General features: G+C 36.7%; 18 protein-coding genes. 16 read left to right on the top strand and 2 right to left on the bottom strand.

Annotated features, from left to right (window positions below):
* Positions 1–218: 218 nt before the first annotated feature.
* The gene (locus tag ACH2DQ_RS26100; protein ID WP_395028645.1) at positions 219–1,958 is read left to right on the top strand and encodes a hypothetical protein; all 1,740 of its coding nucleotides are present in this window, start codon (positions 219–221) and stop codon (positions 1,956–1,958) included.
* Positions 1,959–2,075: 117 nt separating this feature from the next.
* Here the strand turns inward: ACH2DQ_RS26100 and ACH2DQ_RS26105 are convergent, their stop codons facing one another.
* Positions 2,076–4,883 carry a lectin like domain-containing protein gene (locus tag ACH2DQ_RS26105; protein WP_394913512.1) on the bottom strand — a complete coding sequence of 936 codons (2,808 nt, stop codon included), beginning with the start codon at positions 4,881–4,883 and terminating at the stop codon, positions 2,076–2,078.
* Between the two features lie 134 nt (positions 4,884–5,017).
* Entirely contained in the window at positions 5,018–5,938 is a 921-nt protein-coding gene (locus ACH2DQ_RS26110; protein ID WP_394913511.1) for an NDP-sugar synthase, read from the bottom strand.
* A gap of 176 nt (positions 5,939–6,114) precedes the next feature.
* Here ACH2DQ_RS26110 and ACH2DQ_RS26115 point away from each other — a divergent pair, with 176 nt between their 5' ends.
* The 15 genes from ACH2DQ_RS26115 to ACH2DQ_RS26185 all read left to right on the top strand — a co-directional run bounded on the left by ACH2DQ_RS26115 (position 6,115) and on the right by ACH2DQ_RS26185 (position 24,315).
* Complete coding sequence (locus tag ACH2DQ_RS26115; RefSeq protein ID WP_394913510.1) at positions 6,115–7,056, top strand: glycosyltransferase family 2 protein; 942 nt, start codon at positions 6,115–6,117, stop codon at positions 7,054–7,056.
* Between the two features lie 55 nt (positions 7,057–7,111).
* Positions 7,112–8,800 carry a hypothetical protein gene (locus tag ACH2DQ_RS26120; RefSeq protein ID WP_395028646.1) on the top strand — a complete coding sequence of 563 codons (1,689 nt, stop codon included), beginning with the start codon at positions 7,112–7,114 and terminating at the stop codon, positions 8,798–8,800.
* Positions 8,801–9,182: 382 nt separating this feature from the next.
* Entirely contained in the window at positions 9,183–9,947 is a 765-nt protein-coding gene (locus tag ACH2DQ_RS26125) for a hypothetical protein (protein ID WP_394913508.1), read from the top strand.
* Between the two features lie 47 nt (positions 9,948–9,994).
* Positions 9,995–11,524: an amino acid adenylation domain-containing protein gene (locus ACH2DQ_RS26130; RefSeq protein WP_395028647.1), complete on the top strand. Its 1,530-nt coding sequence runs from the start codon at positions 9,995–9,997 to the stop codon at positions 11,522–11,524.
* Positions 11,511–12,341 (top strand): GNAT family N-acetyltransferase, encoded by an 831-nt coding sequence (locus tag ACH2DQ_RS26135; protein WP_394913506.1) that lies wholly within the window; start codon positions 11,511–11,513, stop codon positions 12,339–12,341. Before ACH2DQ_RS26130 ends, ACH2DQ_RS26135 begins: the two co-directional genes overlap by 14 nt.
* Before the next feature lie 21 nt (positions 12,342–12,362).
* Positions 12,363–12,596, top strand: coding sequence for a phosphopantetheine-binding protein (locus ACH2DQ_RS26140; RefSeq protein ID WP_394913505.1), 234 nt, complete (start codon positions 12,363–12,365; stop codon positions 12,594–12,596).
* 3 nt (positions 12,597–12,599) lie between these two features.
* Entirely contained in the window at positions 12,600–14,198 is a 1,599-nt protein-coding gene (locus tag ACH2DQ_RS26145; RefSeq protein ID WP_394913504.1) for an MBOAT family O-acyltransferase, read from the top strand.
* Positions 14,199–14,216: 18 nt separating this feature from the next.
* The gene (locus tag ACH2DQ_RS26150; protein WP_394913503.1) at positions 14,217–15,284 is read left to right on the top strand and encodes a hypothetical protein; all 1,068 of its coding nucleotides are present in this window, start codon (positions 14,217–14,219) and stop codon (positions 15,282–15,284) included.
* A gap of 191 nt (positions 15,285–15,475) precedes the next feature.
* A complete protein-coding gene (locus ACH2DQ_RS26155; RefSeq protein WP_394913502.1) occupies positions 15,476–18,202 on the top strand; it encodes a YfhO family protein in 2,727 nt (908 codons plus the stop codon).
* A gap of 192 nt (positions 18,203–18,394) precedes the next feature.
* Complete coding sequence (gene rfbB, locus ACH2DQ_RS26160; protein ID WP_394913501.1) at positions 18,395–19,471, top strand: dTDP-glucose 4,6-dehydratase; 1,077 nt, start codon at positions 18,395–18,397, stop codon at positions 19,469–19,471.
* A gap of 63 nt (positions 19,472–19,534) precedes the next feature.
* A complete protein-coding gene (gene rfbA, locus ACH2DQ_RS26165) occupies positions 19,535–20,404 on the top strand; it encodes a glucose-1-phosphate thymidylyltransferase RfbA (protein ID WP_394913500.1) in 870 nt (289 codons plus the stop codon).
* Between the two features lie 249 nt (positions 20,405–20,653).
* On the top strand, positions 20,654–21,205 hold the full coding sequence (gene rfbC, locus ACH2DQ_RS26170; protein WP_394913604.1) for a dTDP-4-dehydrorhamnose 3,5-epimerase: 552 nt from the start codon (positions 20,654–20,656) through the stop codon (positions 21,203–21,205).
* A 13-nt stretch (positions 21,206–21,218) separates the two neighbouring features.
* On the top strand, positions 21,219–22,025 hold the full coding sequence (locus tag ACH2DQ_RS26175; protein WP_394913499.1) for an ABC transporter permease: 807 nt from the start codon (positions 21,219–21,221) through the stop codon (positions 22,023–22,025).
* Between the two features lie 15 nt (positions 22,026–22,040).
* Entirely contained in the window at positions 22,041–23,336 is a 1,296-nt protein-coding gene (locus ACH2DQ_RS26180; RefSeq protein WP_394913498.1) for an ABC transporter ATP-binding protein, read from the top strand.
* Between the two features lie 58 nt (positions 23,337–23,394).
* On the top strand, positions 23,395–24,315 hold the full coding sequence (locus tag ACH2DQ_RS26185; protein ID WP_394913497.1) for a class I SAM-dependent methyltransferase: 921 nt from the start codon (positions 23,395–23,397) through the stop codon (positions 24,313–24,315).
* Positions 24,316–24,325: the final 10 nt, after the last annotated feature.

Genomic DNA, 24,325 nt, shown 5'->3' on the forward strand with positions numbered 1-24,325 from the left:
ATAAGCAGATAAAGTACATCTATTTTCCCGGAAATTTCACAAAAGAAGCTTAGTTGAGCTTTAATTAGATAAGCGATAGTAAATTTAAGAATAGAGAAGAAATGTACAGTAAATAATTGTGAAAGGAATCAACATTGAAAAAAACATTTTTACAACAATACTATATATATCTGACAATTGCTTTTTTAATTGCTTTTTTACCAAGGGTTTTTTTGTGTATGCAGGAATACCCGGTACGCATGATATCAGATGAGATAGCAACCCTGTCAGGAGCAGCCCATTTTGCCGGGTTGAATTGGTCAGCGGTGATCTCTAAAGCGGGATATTATGGAAGTGGGTTTTACGGATTGTTTTTCTGGTTGTTTAAAATTACAGAGAATCCCTTCATTATTTACAAATGTATGTTAATAGGCGCGTCACTGGCTCAGGCTTTAGTTGCTATTGTTGCTTTTGTTATAATGCAGAGACATTTTTTGATTAAGAATGTAAAAGTTTTGTGTATATTTTCTGTTGCCTGCTCCTATATGGTGGTTACATTTCCAAATAGAACTTATAATGAGCATATATTAGTTTTATTAACCTGGATTGTAGTTCTACTCTTCTTAGAATTAAAAAGATGTATGGGGCAAAAAGTAAAGACACGTATTTTGACAGCAATTTTATTATTGGTATTGGCGTATGGATTGACCGTACATGCCAGGGCTTTAACCCTATGGATAGCCTGTGCATTCGTAGTCCTATTATACTTTTATCTGTATAAAAAATGGCTGATATCAAGACCGGTAGTCCTTTTCGGTGGCATTCTCAGTTATATTGCCGGAACTCAGTTTGTATCATTGGTACAGAAGACAGTATGGGCGGCTGAAAATGGTGAGACGGTCCGTAATGGTGCTATCAATGTCTCAATCAATTTTAAAATACTGGATCCGACTACCTGGTTCTCAGCATTATCTGTGGTATTGGGCCAGCTAAACACCATATCCGTGTTCACCGGAGGCTTCATGATTTTGTGCTTTGTCTTTATGACCTGGCTGTTTTTTGGTATGCTTCGCGATAGAGTCAAAAACAAAAATCTTATAATTGTTGAGGATAAAGAACTTTATTTTATAATTTCTGTCTATTTATTATCCTGTGTTGGAATGACAATTGTCGCCCAGACGATCAGCTGGCTTCCCGGCGTAATTGAAGGGGTTCGGGATGGCTTTGGCACAGAAATTTATTCTATGAAAGCAATCACATATATCCGTTATTTCGGACCATATCTGGGACCGGGTATTATGGCTGGCTTTGTATGCGGTTACAAAAACAGAGAATGGTTTAAGCGGTATTTTAAGCCGGCGCTGATTATCTTTATTGTACTGCAGGTATTTTGGACGACAGCTATTCTTCCTTTTATAAAGAATAATGGGGTGACAAAAGAAGTATTTATAGCATTGTCGCTTTCAAAACCGGGACAGAAAGTTGACTTGATGACGTATTTGCCGGGCGTTATAATTACAATTGTTGTTTTTTTACTGATTATTTATCTATATAAAAAGAATAAAACAATTATCCCGGTATTGCTTGTGTGTGGTCTTTGTATGTTTCAGTATATATATACCAGCGTTTATTTTGATCAATATGCGTCTAAAAAAAATATGAAGAAAGCAAATGCCGGATATGCTTTAGTTCAGAAAATGGAAAATAAGGTGGAACTTCCAAAGAAATTATATGTCTATGATGCTACGGAAAAGACAGATCACCAGATCTTCTACCTTTATCAGTTTATGTTAAACCGATATGAGATTATACCCGAGCTTCCGGAAAAAGAAGATGACCAGGCAATTATCTTTAGTAATAGCGCGGAAGTGGAAAAGTTGTATCAAATGGGTTATCAGTGTATTCCGTTGGATAAAAATGAATTTGTTTATGCCATGGGTGACTGGACCGATGAGATACAGAAATATTGGAAGAAGTAGAAATAATAGAAAATAAAAAAGTTTATTTTTATATGAAAATATATGGGCTGGCGGATTATAATTAATATGATCCACCGGCCCATTATTCTTACCTACTGTTTTAAAACGAGTGTAAAATTAAGATTTCGTAATACTCTTCACCTCTGAATAAGCCCCATACACTTTCTTACCCTTTACTACCCGGTAAGCTCTCACTTTATAATAGTACGTTCCATTATCTATCAGTTTATTATAATATGAGGTACTGGATTTCCCGGTAGTTGTTCGGACACGCTTGTATTCACCTTTTTTAGCGTTACTGCGGTATACCTGATAACCGCTGGCACCGGAGACTGATTTCCAGGTCACTTTAGCCTTCGAGCTGCCTGATAAAGAAAGCTCATTTAATCTTGGAGCCTGTGGCGCTGGTTTACAGGAACTGATATAGGACCGGTTGCTGTAGACATTTTTTCCGCTTGATACTTTATAAGAGCGTAGCTGATAGTAATAAGTCCGTCCTGTCGTCAGCCCCTTGTCTATATAGGTTGTAGTACTGCCATTTTTAATGGTAGCTATTTTAGTATAGGTTCCATTTTTGCTTGTACTGCGATAAACTGCATATCCTTTTGCACCATATACTTTATACCAGCTCAAATTAACGCTTTTATAACCTCGGGATGTTACCTTTTCAAAATTAGGTCTTGTTACTTTGATGGTAATATCTTTAGTCAGTCCGTTTGATGTAGTTGCCGTTACAGTAGCGTTTCCGTAGCCAACGGCAGCAGCAGTTGCTTTTTTACCACTGGAAGAAGTTATTTTAATTACCTTTGAATTGGATGACTTCCAGGTGATAGAAGATACCGTGCTTTTTTTGGGGGAAAATGCAGCATCTAGGCTTATCTTTCTGCCCACATAAGTTGAGGTCTTACTTGCTTTTATTGATAATTTTCTGGGAGAAACGGTTTTTAAATCAGAGGTAAATGCTTTGATTCGTACCGTATCACCTTTGGAGCCGGTCATACTGTGTGCATCCTGCCAGGTTTTGTCGGAAGTCTTTTTTATAAAGCTTTGGTTTTTGTCTGAGGCAGAGATAAATCTTACCCAGGAGCCATTGGTATATGTACGGTCTATAAATATATACAGGGGAGAATCGCCGGGAGGCGTTAATTTAATTACAATAGCAAAGGTATCTCCCTTGGCCAAAGTAACGGGCTGTTTCAGCTTAATTGTTTGATAGCCCGCGTACTGGCTTACACCTTTTTGAGGTTTTGCTAACATTTTTGTTCCGCTCGTAGGATTGGTTGAATCCTTGAGGTTTTTATATATCTGGATAGAATAATTTACTCCAGGTGTATAATGGGCAAAAGATACGGCTTCTAAGAGCTCATCAGCGCCCTTAGCATTTCCTTTGGCAGTATAAACATTAGAAATGGACGTTTTTCCCTGATACATGTTATAGGAATTACCGCTGGACCCATCATACTGATAATTGTGATCATAGTTATCAGCTGATTCAAAATCAAATGCAACACCCGTTGCATCGCCATTTCCGCTGCTTATAAAAGCATCTTCATAAGAGATCCAGAAGTAACCGTCTTTTCCCCAATTGCTTCCCCAGCTGTTTTTGGCTAGCCATGCACCATTGCGGGATGGCTGCTTTCCGGAGAGAAAATTCGTTCTCTTATAATTATCATCCCAGCCTACAATTTCTACCGTGTGGTTTTGACTGTTAAGGGTTCCTTTTGCCACATAACAATAAGATGCAGTGTTGGGGTTATAATATTTGAAGTAGTTATCAGAGTCAATGTATAAATTTGCAGCGATGGCACCTTGTGACAAGATCAGTGTTTTCATATCATCCGTGGAGGCCGATGGAATGATATAAGCATTTTGTAAATGTGCTTTATCTAAATAGGCCAAATTTGAATTTAACCCACCTATAGTGGAATCATTGCTGTAAGGAGCTAAAGATTCATCTGCTGCGCCTATCCACTTTGCTAGTGTAAATATAGTAAATAGATTGTTTCCTCCTGTCTCCAAATAGTTTTTGGAAGTAATGGGAAGGTTTCGGTCATTTAATGTAAGCTGAAGTGGGTCAATCTGCGTATTATAGAAAAAATATGCCAAATGGCGTTCTGAAAGATCCAGTGATGATGTAGTTAGTCCTTTCTTTAATAAGGATGTTTCCCCGCAGGCGAGAGAAGCGAATGCCCAGCAAGTGTCCCAGGGCCTCTGATCCCGTACTCCTGTAACATATCCCAGATCCCGGCTGCTGTAATAAGACGGGAAGGATGCTCTGGCGCGGCTTGCAGAGTTGTCGTTTGCATTTAAGGCTGGCATTCCAAAGGAAGGAAGCGTAATCATTTGGGGAGCCATGGAATGCTGCTGGTCCAGTTCATCCTGGGTCATGGGCCGCCCAAGTACGTAATCCAAGTCCGGAATTTTCTCTGTCTCGGTTTCCGTGCTTCCGGCACGATTGGCTTTTTTCTTTAAAGAACCGGAATCCTCAGTTCCAGGTTCTTTCATCGTGTCCGATTCACCCTCTGTAATCGTCTGGGGTTCGGTCTGTATGGAGGACTCCAGTGAACCTGACTGTTCTGTTTCAGGAGCTTCTGTAAGGAAAGACTCCGTCTCTGTTATAAATTCTTCCTGTATTTCGGTTTCATCTGATGTATGCGATGTTTCAGCTTTGCTGTTTGTTTTGGCATCACTGTTATATTCTGAGTTGATTTTTTTCTGAGTGGTATTGGATTCTTTCGATTTATTTACTATGTCAGTAGTTGTTAAAGTTTCAGATTCGAATTCAGCTGTCTGGGCTGCAGAAGCTTTTTGATTTTGAGTATTGACACCTCCGGGAGAACCGGCAGCCATTATAAGATCTGCCGGAGCCATGGTGGTAAGTGAAATACTCAAAATTAGAGATAATGCTAATTTTGATTTTTTCATTTAAATCACTCCTAAAGTCATAAACCCCGCCGCAGGCAGCGGGGCATCACATTTGTTACCAGGCAGCGGGGGTAAAACCCACGCCGCAGTTGCCAAATGAATTCACAAGTGCGAGTGTCCATCCGGCTATTTGCTTACGGCAATAAAGGATTTGAGTAAATGCCTTCAGCAATTAGTTTTCGGAAGGATTCTACTACGGTTTCCTTGTCTTCTTTATATGTAACTCCAAACCATTTATCATTTGTTTCCAATAAAGTAACCTGAGCTTTGTCCGATTTGATCAGCTGATCAACGATAATCGGAAGCAGGTATTCTTTTTTTATATCCCCCTCTTTGATGTCAGAGAGGAACTTCGCAAAGCCAGTTTCCAGCTCGTCCAGTAAATCAGGTGTAAAGCCCCACATATTCATGGAAACATAGCTTTTTGCATCGATAGGTTTCAGGGAGCCATCTGCCATACGGATTGCAGCACCCTCTTTTGTTTTTATAATATCAGAAGTTTCATCTACATCTGCAAGATGGTAATTTTCGTCAATGTTGCAAACACCTCTGGTTACTCCGCCATTGTCGCTTAATGTATTACCTAAAATGAATCCTGCCATGCAGAAATTAAATTTACCGGGGACTGGTGTCCAGTTTACCAGATAGTCGTGAATTTTTACAAATGCTTCTTTACCATAATAGTCGTCTGCATTGATTACAATAAACGGTTCATTCAGCAGGCCTTTACAGCAGAGAATTGCCTGTCCGGTTCCCCAGGGTTTTGTCCGGTCTGCGGGTTTGAGAAAGCCTTCCGGAAGGTCGTCTAATTCTTGAAATGCATAGGATACGTCTGCGATTTTTTCAATACGTTTTCCAATGATTTCTTTGAAATCTTTCTCCAGATCTTTGCGAATAATAAATACGATTTTATTAAATCCGGCTTCCAGCGCATCGTGTATGGAGTAATCCATGATGATCTCTCCGGCCGGTCCAACAGGTTCCAGTTGTTTGATTCCGCCCCCAAAGCGGCTTCCGATACCGGCAGCCATGATTACCAGTGTTGTGTTTTTCATAATTCTTCTCCTTGATTTTGTTTTTCATAATAAGGACAGTATAACATATATCAAGTTAAATGAACATGAAAAATGGCAACTTAAGAAAAATTAATGCAAAATTCTTTGACGGTAAGAATTTTTTGGTGTAATATTAATCCAAATGCTATTTATATAATGAAAGGAATATAGAAGATATGTCGTTGTTATCCATAGTTATTCCGGCGTACAATGAGGAGCGAATGGTTCCGAAAGCGGCGGAGGCAATAGGTAAAGTATTAGAAAAAGAAAATATATGTTATGAAATAATCTTTGTAAATGATGGTTCAAAAGATAACACATGGGCTCAAATTGAAAAAATTAGCCAGATAGAGAAAAATATAATAGGTGTTCACTTTTCCAGAAATTTTGGGAAGGAATCTGCTATTTTTGCGGGATTAGCGAATGCAAATGGTGATTGCTGTGTAGTTATGGATTGTGATTTACAGCATCCGCCGGAAACTCTGATTGATATGTATCGATTATGGGAAAAAGGGTATGAGATCGTTGAAGGGATAAAGAAAAGCAGGGGAAAAGAAAGTGTTATACATAAGGCAAGTGCGGGAATGTTCTATAAAATTATGTCCAAGGCAGTTAAGATAGATATGTCCAGAGCATCTGATTACAAGTTGATGGATCGTAAAGCAGTTAATGCATTGCTTAATATGCCAGAGAAAAATGCTTTTTTTAGAGCATTATCATCATGGGTTGGATTTAAGGGTACGACTGTTGAATTTGATGTACAGGAACGAACTGATGGAGAATCAAAGTGGTCAACATGGTCCCTTGTTAAGTATGCTATTACAAATATTGTCTCTTTTTCTACAGCACCAATGCAATTTGTTACTGTTGCGGGAGTATTCGTATTTGTAATGGGAATTGTTCTGGGGATTCAATCCCTGTGTAAATATTTTTCTGGACATGCGGTTGAAGGATTTACAACAGTTATTCTGTTAATACTGTTAATAGGCAGTATTATAATGATGAGTTTGGGAATTATAGGATATTATATATCTAAAATTTATGAAGAAGTAAAAGGTCGTCCACGGTATTTAATATCTAAAAAAGTGGGTAGAAAAGAAAATACAATAGAAGAATAGAGGTTTTAGCATAAATAATAAAGGGGATAAGATGATTATAAGGAACAAAGACCTGATGAAATTGGGAGTGATGTTGGGCATTGCTTTTCTATTTTTTATGTTGTTTCCAATGAAACATGTTTTTGCAGAAACGCTAAAAAGTCCGAGTGTTTTTAAAGATGTAAAATGGGCATATGATCATGAAGCATCTGTAATTGATGAAAATGGTTGGACACAGGCGATGTGTGCTACTGATAAATATCTGGTTTGTTTGGAAAATGGGGTGCAGGGTGAACCGGATACACTGATTGCATTCTATAAAACAGATAAAGACGAAGATGGGTATTCCGTACCACAGTTCAGTTATGCCAGACATGTTCGTGAAACTGATTATGAACATGGAAATGGAATGACTTTTAACCCCAATACAAATGAATTGATAATTGCGACTGGTGGACCAAGTAATCCCGATAACAGGGGTTGCTTGATGATAGCGGATGCAGATACTCTGGAATATAAAAGAACCATTAAAGTAACTGATATGGATGTGTTCTTTTCCGGTGTAGATTACAATAGTCAAACAAATCAGTATGTACTGCAAATGGGGAGGTCTGGAGGCTATTCATTTGCAGTTGCCGATGCAGATTTTAATATCTTATATATCATAGATGGTGTTAAAAGAGTAAAAGGGACTACATTTCAGGATTTTTGTGTTTATGGCGATTATATTATAAGTATATCTTATGGCTTAAGTTCTGGAGTAGACAATTACATACAGATATACTCCATTTCTCAAAAGAAAAGAGTCGGTCGATATTATCTGAATTTTGCTGATTATGAAGAAAAAAGAGAGGCAGAAGGAATCTGTCAAATTGAACCTGGAAAGTTTATCATCAGTACAGGTGTTGCTGCACCCAGGCGGATAAGATTTTATTCTGTTACCGTACCAATTGTTTACAATATTCAAGCAGATGCGGTAAATGGTTCTGTTAATGAAAGCGATATACAAGTTGATCCACAAGGAGAATGTAAGGTTACATATAAGCCGGATAAGCATTATGAGTTAGGGAGTATTACTATAGATGGTGAAGAAATTGATGTTACAAAGTATCCATCTGAGTACACGTTTTCTGACGTTGAAAAAGACCATGAGATTTCAATAAAATATAAAAAGATTCCTAAATATAAAATAGTGACTTCAGCAGAAAATGGAACAGTGAGTAAGTCTAAATCAGTATATCGTGGTAACAATTTTAAAATTACATTTAAACCTGACTTACATTATGAATTAGATTCCGTTTTAGTGGATGGAAAATCGGTCACAATCGAAGGAGATCAAACTCAATATATTTTGGAAAACGTACAAGGAGAACATGCAATTGATGTTAAATTCAAAGAAGTTCCTACCTATGAAATTATAACAAAGATTTATGGTGGGAAAATCAGTGAAGGCTCCAAGAAAATTTACAGGGGAGAAAATTTTAAGATATCGTATGAAGCTGATAAAGATAAGGCTTTTTTGCTGGGAATTTTAATTGACGGTAAATTTGTCAGTAAAGATCAATATAAGAACAGTTATGAATTTCAAAGTATACAGGGGAGTCATACAATTCAGGTTATCTATGTTTCTGATTTTATACCACTATGCATAATTGTGGTTACAGTTATTATTATATTGATAACAGGATATATAATATTGACAATTAAAAGAAGAAAGCGTAGAATTTTCAAGGGTAAGAAACGAAAAAGAATTAAAAAAGATTAAGAAAATCATAAAGAAATATTGCAAATATGTTAAAAATGTGTTATCTTAGCAATAATTGTTTTATTGTTATGTTTAAGAAGGTGGATTAATGAGTAAGAGGCAGGGAATCAGAGCAATATTATTTATACTTTGTACCATTATATTGTTTTTGTGGTTGAGCTATATTTTTGTCAGCCCTGAGGGGAGTGGAATGTCTTCCCGTTTTCATGATTTCTATGCGAAAGAGAAGGAAAATACGTGGGATGCCGCATTCTTGGGAAGCAGCGTTGTGAGCAGGGCTTGGGCCCCGCCAGTAGCCTGGCATGAACATGGATTAGCAATATATTCTATGGCTACGGACAGCCAGTTGTTTCTCATGACAACAGATATAATGGAAGAGGTATTGAAAAAACAGAATGTACCTTTGTTTATCATTGATTTAAGAGGTTTAAGAGAAAGTAAAACAGGAGTCTCTGAAGTGAAGGTCAGAAGACTAACAGATAATATGGAATATTCCCCAACCCGTACTGCAGCTTTGAAAAAAGTATTTCGATATATAGAAGAAAAAGATATTGCAAAAGACAAAGATCAGATGCTTAATAATAAATTATCTTACTATATACCATTTATAAAATATCATACCAATTGGAATGGATTGCAAGAGTCTAACTTTGTGAAACCAACATCTGAAATGAAAGGTGTATATGAGGGATCCGCATTTAAGACAGTTGCACAGGCAAAACCTGAAACTACAACTAAAGCAGGTGGTTTATCTGACGATCAGATTGAACTTCTGGATGACGTAATACGTTTTGGGAAAGAACATAATGTTGAACTATTGTTTACTATGCTGCCAGGTGAAATGAGCAAAAAGGAACAAAAAGAGATCAATCAGGCTTTTCAAATTATTGACAAATTTGGTTATCATGGGATTAATTTTAATCAAGAAACTATGTATCAAAAAGTAGGAATCGATTTTTCTACAGATTTTTATGATCCTGCACATGTTAATGCAAAAGGAGCCAGAAAGATTTCAGATTATTTAGGAAATTATATAAGTCAGAATTATGATTTTACAGATAAACGGGGAAGAGAAGAATATACCAGTTGGAACCAGGCATGGGAAGTGTATAATAATTTTTACAATGCCGGCTGGACAACTCAGTAGAAATTCAAAATAAAGTAGCTAAAATTTAGGTGTGAAGAGGGATAAATATGCAGAGAAATATTTTGGAGTATCTGGAAAATTCTATAGTCAATTATCCGGATAAAGTAGTTTTTTCAGATGACAAAGAAAATATAACCTATCAGGAATTTGGTTATAGGGCTAAAAGGGCTGGGTGTGGACTTGCTGCAATAATGGAAAATAAAAGACATAAGCCGGTTGTTGTGATGATTGACAGGAATATAGACAGCATCGTTGCTTTTATGGCCGTTGTTTACAGTGGTAATTTTTATGTTCCTGTTGACAGTCAAATGCCTGTTAAGCGAATCGAGTTAATCATCAATACATTAGAGCCTGAAGTGATAATATCACCTCAGAAGCTGTTTAAGGTTTTAAATGAATGTGGATTTAAAAAAAGTATCACGACGCTACAGGTCTTAGAAGAGTATGAAATTGATCAACAAAAATTGGAAGATATACACTTAATATCTCTGGATACCGATCCGTTGTATGCAATTTTCACATCCGGTTCAACCGGAGTGCCAAAAGGTGTTCTTGTAGGACACCATTCTGTAATGGATCTTGCGGATAACTTTGCCAAAGAATTTAATTTTTCTCATAAAAATGTATTTGGTAATCAGGCACCATTTGACTTTGATGTTTCAGTTAAAGATATTTATTCAACGATTAAAAATGGTGCAACAATGCATATTATACCGAAAGTTATGTTTTCCTTTCCGGGTAAACTAATAGCATATCTAAATGAGAAAAAAATAAATACAGTGATTTGGGCAACTTCGGCATTAAGAATTGTTGAAAACTTGAAAGCTTTAGAAAAAGAGTTACCACAATACCTTCATACCATAATGTTTTCAGGCGAAGTCATGCCAAACAAAGTGTTAAATTATTGGCGTAATTATCTACCGGAAGTACAATATGTTAACTTATATGGGCCTACTGAAATCACATGCAATTGTACATACTATAAAGTATCTAGACCATTTTCAGACGAGGAGCAATTACCAATAGGAATTGCTTTTGAAAATACGGATATTTTACTGTTAGATGAAAATAATAAGAGTGTAAATTTAGGGTCTACTGGAGAAATATGCGTCAGGGGAAGTTCGTTGGCGTTAGGGTATTATAATAATCCTGAAAAGACAAAAGAGGTCTTTTGTCAAAATCCTCTTAATAATATGTATCCCGAGGTGATTTATAGAACGGGGGATCTGGGATATTATTCAGAAGATGGAAATCTGATGTTTGTATCTCGAAAAGATTATCAGATCAAACATATGGGGCACCGTATAGAGCTTGGGGAAATTGAGGTTATAGCAAATGCATTGCCGATCATAGGAGCAGCATGTTGCATTTATGATAATCAAAAAGAAAAAATCGTGATGTTCTATCAAGCAAAAGAACAATGTGACAAAGAGATTCTGAAAAGTATGGGTAGGAGCCTTCCAAAATATATGTTTCCTAATAAATTAGTATATTTAGAAGTTCTTCCTTTAAATAAGAATGGTAAAATAGACAGGGCTTTTTTGAAAGGCAGGTTTCTTACAAATGATGAAAGTTGAGAGTTTTTGTCAATATAGTCATTTGATAAAAGAATTCCAAAGGCAGTATGGAAAATCAGATACGAATTGTTTTTTTATGGCTAAAGAAATTGATGAGTATATTGGAAAAGAAAAATTAAGCTATGCTGAAAGTGATGGTGGATTATATTTTTTTGTGGAAGAAGAGGAATATACCAGATTATACTTTTTTTTAGAAAAAAATGCTCTCCCTGCAAAAACTTTTCAGGAAAAGATATGTATCATAGATCTTGTATATAGAAATCAGAGAAAACCAGCTAATTTGGATGAATTACTAGATAAATGGAGATCCATCGGATACAAGGATTATCATTTGTATCAGAGAATGGCCTTACGAAAGTCAGATTTGAATGAAAATTATAAGCAAAGAGATTTGTCTGAGAAGATTTCATATCAAGTTGGAGATTTAAACCTGGCCGACAATATATTGGAACTCTGGAAAACGGGATTAGATGAACGGAGTACACCGTTACCGGATAAGATGGAACTAATTGCTAAGATAAAGCATGGTGAAGTTTTTTGTATTACATCAGATACAGGTGAATTGTGTGCAGCCATTCAGTTTTTGTTGAATGGGGCGACATGCCTGTTACAACATTTAGCGGTATCTGAGACCTTTAAGAGAAAAGGTTTAGGAAAATCGTTATTTATGTATGCCATTGACACTGCATTTGAAAAAGGTGCAAAAGTATGTAATCTTTGGGTGGATGTTGAGAATACTCCAGCAATTAATCTTTATAGAAAATGTGGCTATAAAGAAGATGGTATGGTATCAAAACAATTTATTTATAAAAGATGAATGGAGAAAAGGAGATTTATAATGAAAGATGAATTAATGGAGATCTTAAGTGAATTAAGACCAGATGTGGAGTTTGAATCGGAAGTTAAATTAATTGATGATGGGGTATTAGATTCTTTTGATATTGTTTCTTTAGTTGGTGAGTTAAATGATGCATTTGATATAGAAATTAACGTTGAGCATTTACAGCCTGAAAACTTTAATTCAGTGGACGCGATGCTTGATTTAGTTAAAAAATTACAGGAAGAGGAATAAATCATGGCTTTTGTATCTGGCTCATTTTTAATTTTTATTTTATTAGTGTGCATAGTATACTTCCTGGTTCCTAAAAAAATGCAATGGCTTGTCCTTTTAGTGGCAAGCTACATTTTTTATGCTTTTTCAGGAATCAAACTGTTAATATTTTTGCTTTTAACAACAGTGGTTACTTTTTATACGGGACGTTGGCTTGGTAAAGTGAATGAACAGACGTCAGCTTATTTAGATGCGGAAAAGAAAAATCTTACCAGAGAAGAGAAAAAAGTCTATAAAAATAAGCAGGTATCCAGAAAAAGAAAAATATTGCTATGTGCTATATTAATCAATTTTGGCGTATTAATTTTCTTAAAGTACTTTAATTTCATGGCGGATAATATTAACGCTGTAATAGGATTATTTACAACGAATGCACAAATACCGGTTCTTAACTTATTACTGCCTTTAGGAATATCATTTTATACCTTACAGTCTGTGGGGTATGTAGTTGACGTTTATCGTGGTAAATACGAACCGGATTCTAATCTCCCTAAATTTGCTTTATTTATGTCTTTTTTTCCTCAGATTGTGCAAGGCCCAATTGCCAGATATGATCAGTTAGCTCATCAGTTATATGAGCAGCATCATTTTGAGTATAACCGGGTTACACAGGGCATACAGTTAATTTTGTGGGGATTTATAAAAAAATTGGTGATTGCTGACAGACTTGCGATTATTGTAGATCAGATATTTAATAATTATCAGTCGTATGAGGGAATTATGCTCTTTATAGCAGGAGCGGGATATGGTTTTCAAGTATATGCAGATTTTTCTGGCGGAATGGATATTGCAAGAGGTGTGTCACAGATATTAGGAATTGATCTGGTACTTAACTTTGAACGCCCATATTTTGCGCGTTCTATATCTGAATTCTGGCGTAGGTGGCATATCACTCTAGGGTCTTGGATGAAAGATTACATATTTTATCCATTGTCTTTGTCAAAACAATTTTCAAAACTTGGCAAGAAGACAAGAAAATTACTGGGAAATTATATCGGTAAGAAACTTCCAACATTTTTGTCAATGTTTATTGTATTTCTATTGGTCGGTGTCTGGCATGGTTCAAGCTGGAAATATATTGGTTATGGCTTATGGAATGGTATAATTATTGTATCCAGTATACTACTGGAACCGGTATATATTAAAGTCGCTCAAAAATTTAAGGTAAATACGGAATCGTTTAGCTGGATGTTTTTTCAAATGGTCAGAACTTTTATTTTATGTAGTTTAGGGCGCTTTTTTTCCAGAGGACTTTCGTTTTTAGTGGCAATCGATATGATGAAGAGAACATTTACAAAATTTAATCCATGGGTACTGTTTGACGGTTCACTTTTAAATTTAGGATTGGATATCTATAATATACTGGTAATCATTTTCATGGTTATTGTCATGTTGGTAGTTGGAATTTTGCAAGAACGGGGTATACGTATCAGAGAAACTTTAGCAAAACAGAATCTATATTTTAGATGGTTGGTCTATCTTGGTGCGATTGTGTTATTATTAGTTGTGGGAATTTATGGACCCGGATATTCAGCTACAGAATTTATTTACCAACAGTTCTAAAAGGAGTAAACTTGAGCTATGAGAAAAAAGAATATTATTAAAGTGGCAGGATTTCTTATTATACTAGGTTTCGTACTTTGGAAAATCAACAGTGTTGTTGTTCAGCCGGCTACTGTTGGCACAAATTCCAGATATAGAGCTTTTTATAAAGAAGAACCTGAGAATACATGGGATGGTGTTTTGCTGGGCAGCAGTGTTGTTGACCGGGGATGGGCGGCGCCTTTAGCATGGCATGAACATGGCATAGCCTTGTATGCAATGTCATCGGATAGTCTTCCATTACCGTTTGTTACAAACATAATAGAAGAGATTCGTAAAAAGCAGGATGTGAAATTTTTTATTATAGATCTCAGAGGATTGCGAACATCAAAGTTGGAACTGCAGGAATTTAAAATCAGGCGATTAACAGATAATATGAAATTTTCTAAAAATAAAATCGATGTTTTAAATAAGTCGTTTGATTACGTTGAAAAATATAATAAAGATAAGTCATTTTTAGATGATAAATTATCATTTTATATCCCTTTTATAAAATATCATTCTAGATGGAATCAGCTGGAACAACAAGATTTTATGGTTCCTGAAACTAAAATGAAGGGAGTTTATGAACAAGCTGCATTTGGAATACGTAAAATAAAAAGACCTGTTGTATCAAATAAAATTGGTGAGTTGAATCAATTGCAAAAAGATATTATGACAGAAATTTTAGAATATGGCAAAAAAAACGATCTTCATTATTTATTTATGCTAATGCCTGCACCTATGAGTGTGAATGCACAGGGAGAAATAAATGCAGCTTTTGAAATGGCGCGTGAATATGGGCAGGATGTTTTGAATTTTAATGATGAAAGATTGTATAATGAATTAGGAATGGAGTTTGATTCCGATTATTATAATTCTATGCATTTAAATTCTAAAGGAGCACGAAAAGTAACGGAATATTTAGGTAATTATATCGCTGAGAATTATGATTTTAAAGACAAACGGGGGCAAGAGGAATATAAGAGCTGGGATGAGGCTTATGAATTGTATGAGCAATATTACGAAACAGGTTGGGCAAATGTAAAGACTGACGGTAAACAGTAAATAACGCTATGGCAAGTATTCCGAGGATAAAAGGAAAATTGTCATAGCGTTTTAAGCAATTTTAAGAAATTTTAAATTGCATGTAGGAAGGAAATTTGATAGAATTGTGAAAGACCGATAATGAGTATATTAAAATGTTTGCTATAGTTTATATCAGATGTAGGAATTACCTTGTGTGGGAAAGGAAGCTTATGAAAGAAATATTTACTAAAGAAAAAAATTTAATGTTAGGGATTAGGTATCAAAACAGGGGTCAATATTATGGAACTTATACTGTAGCTTTTATTGTTTTTGCTATAATTTGTTACTGGCCATTTTTTTCATTAAATAAAGCCATGATTTGGAATGGCGATGGCTTAGGTCAGCATTATATTGCGCTGACATATTATGGTAAGTATCTACGTGGTATTGTTGGTGAATTATTTTCCAATGGTAATTTCACACTCCCCTTATGGGATTTTAGCATTGGATATGGCGGTGATATATTAACAACTTTCAATTATTATGTAATTGGAGATCCACTTAATCTATTATCTATTTTAGTTCCTGCATCAAAGACGGAATACTTATACAGCTTTTTAGTTTTATTACGCCTCTACTTAGCAGGGATTAGTTTTTCTATGTATTGCAGATACACCAAAAAGGGTAGTTTTGCAACACTATGTGGAACGTTAACGTATGTATTTTGTGCGTATGCATTATTTGCATCTGCAAGGCATCCTTTTTTTATAAATCCAATGATTTATTTTCCTCTGTTATTGATAGGAGTAGAGAAAATTTTTCACGGAAAAAAGCCTTATTTATTTATTGGTACTATATTTGTTTCTGCGATAAGTAATTTTTATTTTTTCTATATGATGTCTATTTTGTGCTTTCTATATGCTATGATCAGATTTTTTTCTGTGTATCAAAAGGACAGAATACAGAAATTTTTCTTGTGTTTGAGAAATTTTTGTGGTTACTATTTGGTTGGGGGTCTTCTGGCTGGTGTATTGTTTATCCCAAGTGCTCTTGCATTAGTATCAGGAGATCGCATTAGTATAAAGAATAGTATAGATTTATTTTATAAAGGTTTTTATTATCAAAAATTGTCTACAAGTCTGATAACTGGGGATTTGGTAGGCAGTTGGACAATTGTTGGGTGTTCGGCTATTGTATTACCTGCAATAGTTTTATTGTTTATGAAGAAAAAACAGTATAAAGAATTAAAAATAAGTTTTGTGATATTAACGCTTATGTTTCTCTTTCCTTTTGCAGGTCATGTGATGAATGGCTTTTCTTATTCAAGTAATCGATGGGAATGGGGATATACATTTTTATTGTCTTTTATTTTAGTGACAATGTTGCCTGAGCTAATGAAAATAACAAAAAAACAGTTGGCTATCATAATGTCATTAACGTTTGCCTATTTGGTTTCATATTATATTTTTAAAAAGAATCCGGATGGAAGGTTTTTATCAGCCTGGTATATTTTATTAGCAGCAGTGTTAGTCTTTGGAGCGTGTGCGTTTATTAAAAAATATTTACACATAAGTGATTTATTAAAAAAGAGGATCAACTATACTGTTATTTTTGGGGTTATGGCAGCAGGTATTTTTTTTCAGGCAAATAGTAGATATGGAAAATCAGCTGGATATATATATGATTTTATCGACAAAGGAACCGCATATAAAAAGATGATGAGTACATCGGCTACCGCTGTCAGCAGGTTGGAAGATCAGGAGTTTGTAAGATTTGAAACTTATGGAAAAGCACAATATACTATGCCTCATAATTCATCGGTTTTAAATAATGTGAATGGATTAAGTTTTTATTTTAGTTTATCCAATAATTATATTACAAAGTTTTTTGATGAGACTGCGAATAGAATCTACCTAAGTTTTTGTTACAAAGGTCTTGATAACCGAATAGGGTTAAGTACACTTGCCAATGTGAAATATCAGGTAACACCACAAAGCATGCAAGAGAATCCATTTTATGGGTATCAACCTTTGGATCATAAGGTTGATCTTCCTGTCCAGATATATGAAAATGAGCAAGCTTTACCATTTGGTTATACGTATTCTAATTATCTATCATCAGAAAAATATAAGAGTCTGTCACCGATTGAAAAACAGGAAGCTATGCTGCAGGCAGCAGTGATTGATGAAAAGGCTGATATTTTGCCAGAGGCAGAACCGTCTTTTTCGTCTGTTGAAATACCTTATAAAATCAAATATGGTAAAGGTGTAGAATTGAAAAATGGTTTTTTTGATGTTAAAAAAGGAAGCGGGACAATCACACTTTTGTTAGATGGAAAAAAAGATGCAGAAACCTACGTTGTGTTTAAAAACCTTGCTTATAAGGCAAAAAAAGATTCAGGACCACGGGCAAGAAAGGCGCAGATTGAAGTGAGTTCAGGAAATGTAAAAAAGAATTTTAAAACGATTACACCTGAAAGTCATCTTTATGAAGGAAAGAAGGACTATGCCATTAATTTATGTTATAGTGATAAACCTGTAACTAAAATTAAGATAAAATTAACGGGAAGAGGCAAATATTCATTTAAAGATCTGAAAGTAATCTGCCAGCCAATGAATCAATACCCGGCGCAGGTAGAAGCTCTAAAAGCAGACCATCTGGAAAATACAGAATTTACAGCTAATAAAATAACTGGAAACATTGATCTGGATTCTTCAAAGCTACTTTGCCTGACGATTCCTTACTCAAAAGGATGGACAGCTTATGTGGATGGTAAGAAAACGGAGATTTTACGTACAAATACCATGTATAGCGGTATTTTGCTGGATAAGGGAAATCACTTAGTGGAGTTGAAATATTTTACACCGGGACTTCAGGCAGGACTTTTGTGTTCGCTCATAGGTGTGATTTCTTTTGCGGGGATTATTATTTATAATAAAAAGAAGAAGAGTGTTTGAGAATCTTATCAGAAATACGAAAAGATGATCAAAAAAGGAAAACAGACTTGGGGCGAATAGCATTCAACTGTGTAAATCTGCCGAAAACAAATATTCCTTGCTGTAATCTGCAATATTTGATATAATACCCGTAGCGCAATTCAAAAACGGCGCATTTTTGCGCTTTATAAACAAAATCTGGAGGAAATAAAAGTGAGAACATATCTGGTAACAGGAGGAGCAGGCTTTATTGGCTCTAATTATATTCACTATATGTTTAAAAAATATGACAGCGAGATTCGGATCATCAATGTGGACTGTCTGACATATGCAGGTAATTTAGAAAATTTAAGAAGTGTAGAAAACCGTGATAATTATACTTTCGTAAAAGCAGATATCTGTGACAGCGACGCTATTACGAAGATTTTTGAAGAAAATGAGATTGACCGTGTAGTTCATTTTGCGGCTGAGAGTCATGTAGACAGAAGCATTAAGAACCCGGAAGTTTTTGTTAAGACAAATGTATTAGGGACACTGGTTATGTTAAATGCGGCGAAGGCAGCATGGGAGCTTCCGGATGGAACTTTCAAGGAAGGCAAAAAGTTCCTGCATGTATCTACGGATGAAGTGTATGGCTCTTTGGAAAAAGAGGACGAGTTCTTCTATGAGACAACGCCTTATGATCCACACAGCCCCTATTCAGCAAGTAAGGCATCTTCCGATATGCTGGTGAAATCCTATATGGATACTTATAAATTCCCGGCTAATATTACGAACTGCAGTAATAATTATGGACCTTACCAGTTCCCGGAAAAGCTGATTCCACTGATTATCAACAATGCACTGCAGGGCAAGAAACTTCCTGTGTATGGTGATGGCAAGAACGTAAGAGACTGGTTATATGTGGAAGACCATGCAAAGGGAATCGACATGGTACAGGAGCAGGGAAGACTTTTTGAAACCTATAATATTGGCGGACATAACGAAAAACAGAATATTGAGATTATTCATATTATCCTGAACACGCTGCAGGAAATGCTGCCGGAAGGTGATCCGAGAAAAGAATTAGTCAGTGAAAACCTGATTACTTATGTAGAAGACCGGAAAGGCCATGACAGACGATATGCAATTGCACCGGATAAGATTAAGGCTGAAATCGGCTGGTATCCGGAAACGAAATTTGAAGATGGCATTAAGCTGACAATCAAATGGTTTTTTGAAAACGAAGATTGGATGAAAAATGTGACCAGTGGTGATTATCAGAAATATTACCAGGAAATGTACAAATAAGTAAGCATATAGCAGTGCCGTACCAAGGCACTGCTCGTTTGCGTTAAATAGGAGGAATATAAAATGAAGGGTATTATATTAGCGGGCGGTTCCGGAACAAGACTGTATCCACTTACAAAGGCAATTTCGAAACAGATTATGCCGGTTTATGATAAACCGATGATTTACTATCCATTGTCTATCTTGATGCTGGCTGGAATCAAAGAAATTTTAATTATATCCACACCAAGGGATCTTCCGGTTTTTGAAGATCTGCTGGGAGATGGTTCACAGCTGGGATTGCAGATGACTTATGCCGTACAGACAGAGCCCAGAGGATTGGCGGATGCATTTATTGTTGGCGAAGAATTTATTGGAAATGATAGTGTTGCGCTGATTTTGGGAGATAATATCTTTTATGGACAGAGTTTCTCCAAAATTTTAAGAGATGTAGCGTCAAGAGAAAAAGGTGCTACTATTTTTGGATACTATGTAAGAGACCCAAGAGAATACGGTGTGGTAGAGTTTGATGAAGATGGAAAGGCATTGTCTATCGAAGAAAAACCGGAGCATCCAAAGTCTAATTATGCGGTACCGGGGTTATATTTTTATGACAACGACGTGGTTGAAATAGCAAAAAATGTAAAGCCTTCTGCCAGAGGGGAAATTGAAATCACCAGTGTGAATAATGAATATTTACGGAGAGGCACTCTTCATGTAGAGACTCTTGGAAGAGGCTTTGCATGGCTGGATACCGGCAACCATGATTCCTTATTAGATGCAGCAGACTTTGTTGCGGCGTTCCAGAAGCGTCAGGGACTTTATATTTCCTGCATTGAAGAAATCGCTTACCGCAGAGGATTTATAAACAAAGAGCAGTTGATTGAACTCGCTCAGCCGCTTCTTAAGACGGAGTATGGACAGTATCTCATGGAGATTGCAAACGGTCTGTAAGCGGATTGTAATTTCGCTTAATGCACCTGAAATTTGTGATGATGATTATTCAGCAGAGCTGTCCGGATCAGAGCTTTTAATGATTTAAATCTTATGATAAGAGTAGATGATAGAGGTTATGTGTAAAAGGAAATGACTTTTAAAGGCTGAAAGAAAATGATGATACAGAAAGGAAGCCACGGTGATTCTTTCGGCTTGTTTGAATGTGGCAGTATTGCAGGCAATCCTGCAGTTAAAATGGGTAAAATAATGGGTAAGATTACAGTAGAGACATGTGAAATAGAAGGTTTAAAAGTGGTAACACCTGCCGTTTTCGGTGATGAACGCGGTTATTTTATGGAAACATATAATTATAATGACTATAAAGAAGCAGGGATTGATATGGAGTTTGTCCAGGATAATCAGTCGATGTCTAAAAAAGGCGTACTGCGTGGACTTCATTTCCAGATTAATTTCCCACAGGATAAATTAGTCCGGGTCGTTTCCGGTGAAGTATTTGATGTTGCCGTGGATTTGAGGGAAGGCTCCAAAACTTATGGAAAATGGTTTGGTGTGGTACTCTCAGCGGAAAATAAAAAACAATTTTTTATTCCGAAAAATTTTGCACACGGCTTTGTAGTATTGTCTGATACCGCGGAATTTGCTTATAAGTGTACGGATTTTTATCATCCGAATGATGAAGGCGGACTGGCATGGAACGATCCTGAAATAGGAGTAAAATGGCCGATCCCAGCTGATATGCAGCTTATCATTTCTGATAAAGATCAGAAGTGGGGCGGCATTGCGACACTGAAGAAATAATAGAGGTAGTTAAATGTTAAGTAGAATAATTTCCCTGCCGTCAGAGCTGTACCATAACCGTAAACTGATTATGCAGCTGGCAAAAAATGATTTCAAAACGAGATTTGCAGGTTCGTATCTTGGGATTATCTGGGCATTTGTCCAGCCCATTGTAACCGTTCTTGTCTATTCGTTTGTATTTTCTAAATTAAGGTCCGGTCCGGTTCGGGACGTGCCCTTTGTATTGTGGCTGGTTGCAGGTCTGGTTCCCTGGTTTTTCTTTTCAGAAGGGCTGAACAATGGGACGAATGCTTTTATCGAGTATAGTTATCTGGTTAAAAAAGTAGTTTTTAAAATCAGTATTCTTCCGGTGGTAAAAGTAATATCGGCACTGTTTGTACATTTGTTTTTTATTGTAGTAGTTCTTGTTATGTATACGGTGTCCGGGCATTATCCAACCCTTTATGCATTGCAGATTATTTATTATTCATTTTGCATGTTTGTGATGGTATTGGCGCTGTCCTATGTTACCAGTGCAATTGTAATTTTTTTCAGGGATTTAACCCAGATTATCAATATTATCCTGCAGGTAGGTGTCTGGATGACGCCTATTATGTGGAATTTTGAAGACCTGAAGATTACCGGGATCCTGGCAGTAGTATTTAAACTGAACCCGATGTATTATATTGTATTTGGCTACCGTGAGTCATTAATCGATAAAGTGGGCTTTTGGAATCATCCCTGGCAGACACTTTATTTCTGGGTTTTTACGGCAGTTTTATTCTTTATAGGTGCCAAACTATTTAGAAAATTAAAGGTACATTTTGCAGATGTTTTGTAGGAAGAGGTAGAATGAATGGATGAGATAGCGATTAAGGTAGAAGACCTTACGAAAATATATAAGTTGTATGACAAGCCTACCGACCGGTTGAAGGAATCATTGGGCCTTAGCAGGAACAAAGTTCTTTCCAGAGATCACTATGCACTGCAGCATGTCAGCTTTGATGTAAAAAAAGGTGAGACGATTGGCATTATCGGAACCAATGGTTCCGGGAAGTCTACGATTTTAAAGATTATTACAGGTGTATTGAATCCCACCGGCGGAAATCTGACGGTGAACGGCAGAATTTCAGCACTGTTAGAGTTGGGAGCGGGTTTCAATATGGAATACACCGGAATTGAAAATATATATCTGAATGGAACCATGATTGGCTTCACAAGAGAAGAGATTGAAAAAAAGATTGACGATATCCTGGAATTTGCTGATATTGGGGAATTTATATACCAGCCGGTGAAGACTTATTCCAGCGGTATGTTTGTCCGCCTGGCATTTGCAGTTGCGATTAATATAGAACCGGAGATTTTGATTGTGGATGAAGCGCTCTCTGTTGGAGACGTGTTTTTCCAGACAAAGTGTTACCGCAAGTTCGAGGACTTTAAGAAGATGGGAAAGACGATTCTTCTGGTAAGCCACGACCTGAGCAGTATCAGTAAGTACTGTGACCGTGTAATTCTCTTGAATAAGGGAAAGAAGCTGGCGGAAGGCGTGCCGAAACAGATGGTGGACATGTATAAGAAGGTTCTGGTTAACCAACTGGATTTGGATGACCAGGGGAAGCTGACGGAAGTCGTACCGGAGAAAAAAACTGTCCTGGCAGCGGATATAGAGAACCAGGAAGAATGGAGTCCGTCCTTCGATGTAAATCCCCATATTAACGAATATGGAGATAAGAAAGCTGAAATTATCGGATTCAATATTATAGATGAAAAAGGATTGTCCAGCAACACCATTGAAAAAGGAAGCACATGCACCATAAAGATGCGTGTGAAGTTTCATGATAAGATTAATGATCCAATTTATGCATTTACGATTACTGACCTGAAAGGAACAGACGTAACCGGTACCAACAGTTTGTTTGAAAAAGTGAATGTACAGAGCAAAGGACCGGGAGAATATCAGGAAATAGCATTTACACAGCGCATGGATATGCAGGGAGGAGAGTATATGCTCTCACTTGGATGCACCGGCTATGACCAGGTGGATTTTGTTGTACATCACAGGTTATATGAGGTATGCAATTTGACGATCGTATCAACCAAGAATACCGTTGGTTTCTATGATGCGAATTCGAAAGTTGCGTTACTGAACTAGTGCCTGTTTAGCACAATAGTTCGGCATTTCCAATACGGGGAAAGGAAAAGGATTGACAATGGAGGAACAGGTGGGAAAAGTCCGGCTGGATTATAAATACTATCCAGGCGAAGATTTGTACAGCGACGGCAAAATTGAAGATATGCTTCTGGAAATAGCAAGCCGTTATGAAGAAGAGGAATTAAATCAGGTGATTGCAGACAGCCGGGACTGGTCAGTGTTATACCACATGTCTCATATCAGACAGAACATCATTGACTGGTTCCCGTTTCAAAAACAGGCAGAGGTACTGGAAATCGGCTCCGGCTGCGGAGCGATCACCGGTGCGCTCGCACGCAGGGTAAAAGAGGTTACCTGCATCGAACTGTCGAAAAAGAGAAGCCTGATCAATGCGAACCGCAACCGGAATTATGACAATATTAACATATGTGTAGGGAACTTCGCAGACATTGAGAAGAGTCTGGATAAGAAGTTTGATTATATCACATTAATTGGTGTCTTTGAATATGCGGAAGGATATATTGGAACAGATGAACCATATACCGAGTTTTTACGTTTAATCGGAACTCATTTAAAACCCCAGGGGAAACTGATTATTGCCATTGAAAACCGGCTGGGGCTGAAATACTGGGCAGGCTGCAGGGAAGATCATGTGGGAACCTATTTTGAAGGATTGGAAAATTATCCGAATACCAGCGGCGTGCATACTTTTTCCAAACCGGAACTGGAAGATATCTTTAAAGAGGCCGGCTTTGCAAATGTGGATTTCTATTATCCATACCCGGACTACAAGCTTCCAATGACGATTTATTCAGATGAATATCTTCCCAAAAAGGGAGAATTAAATAAAAATATCTGGAATTTTGACAGAGAGAGGCTTCTATTATTCGATGAGGAAAAAGTGTTTGATTCTTTGATAGACAGCCGCTTGTTTCCGCTGTATTCCAATTCATACCTGGCGATCTTAGAGCGTGTTTGAACAGATACGC

Source organism: Robinsoniella sp. (genome assembly GCF_034124845.1).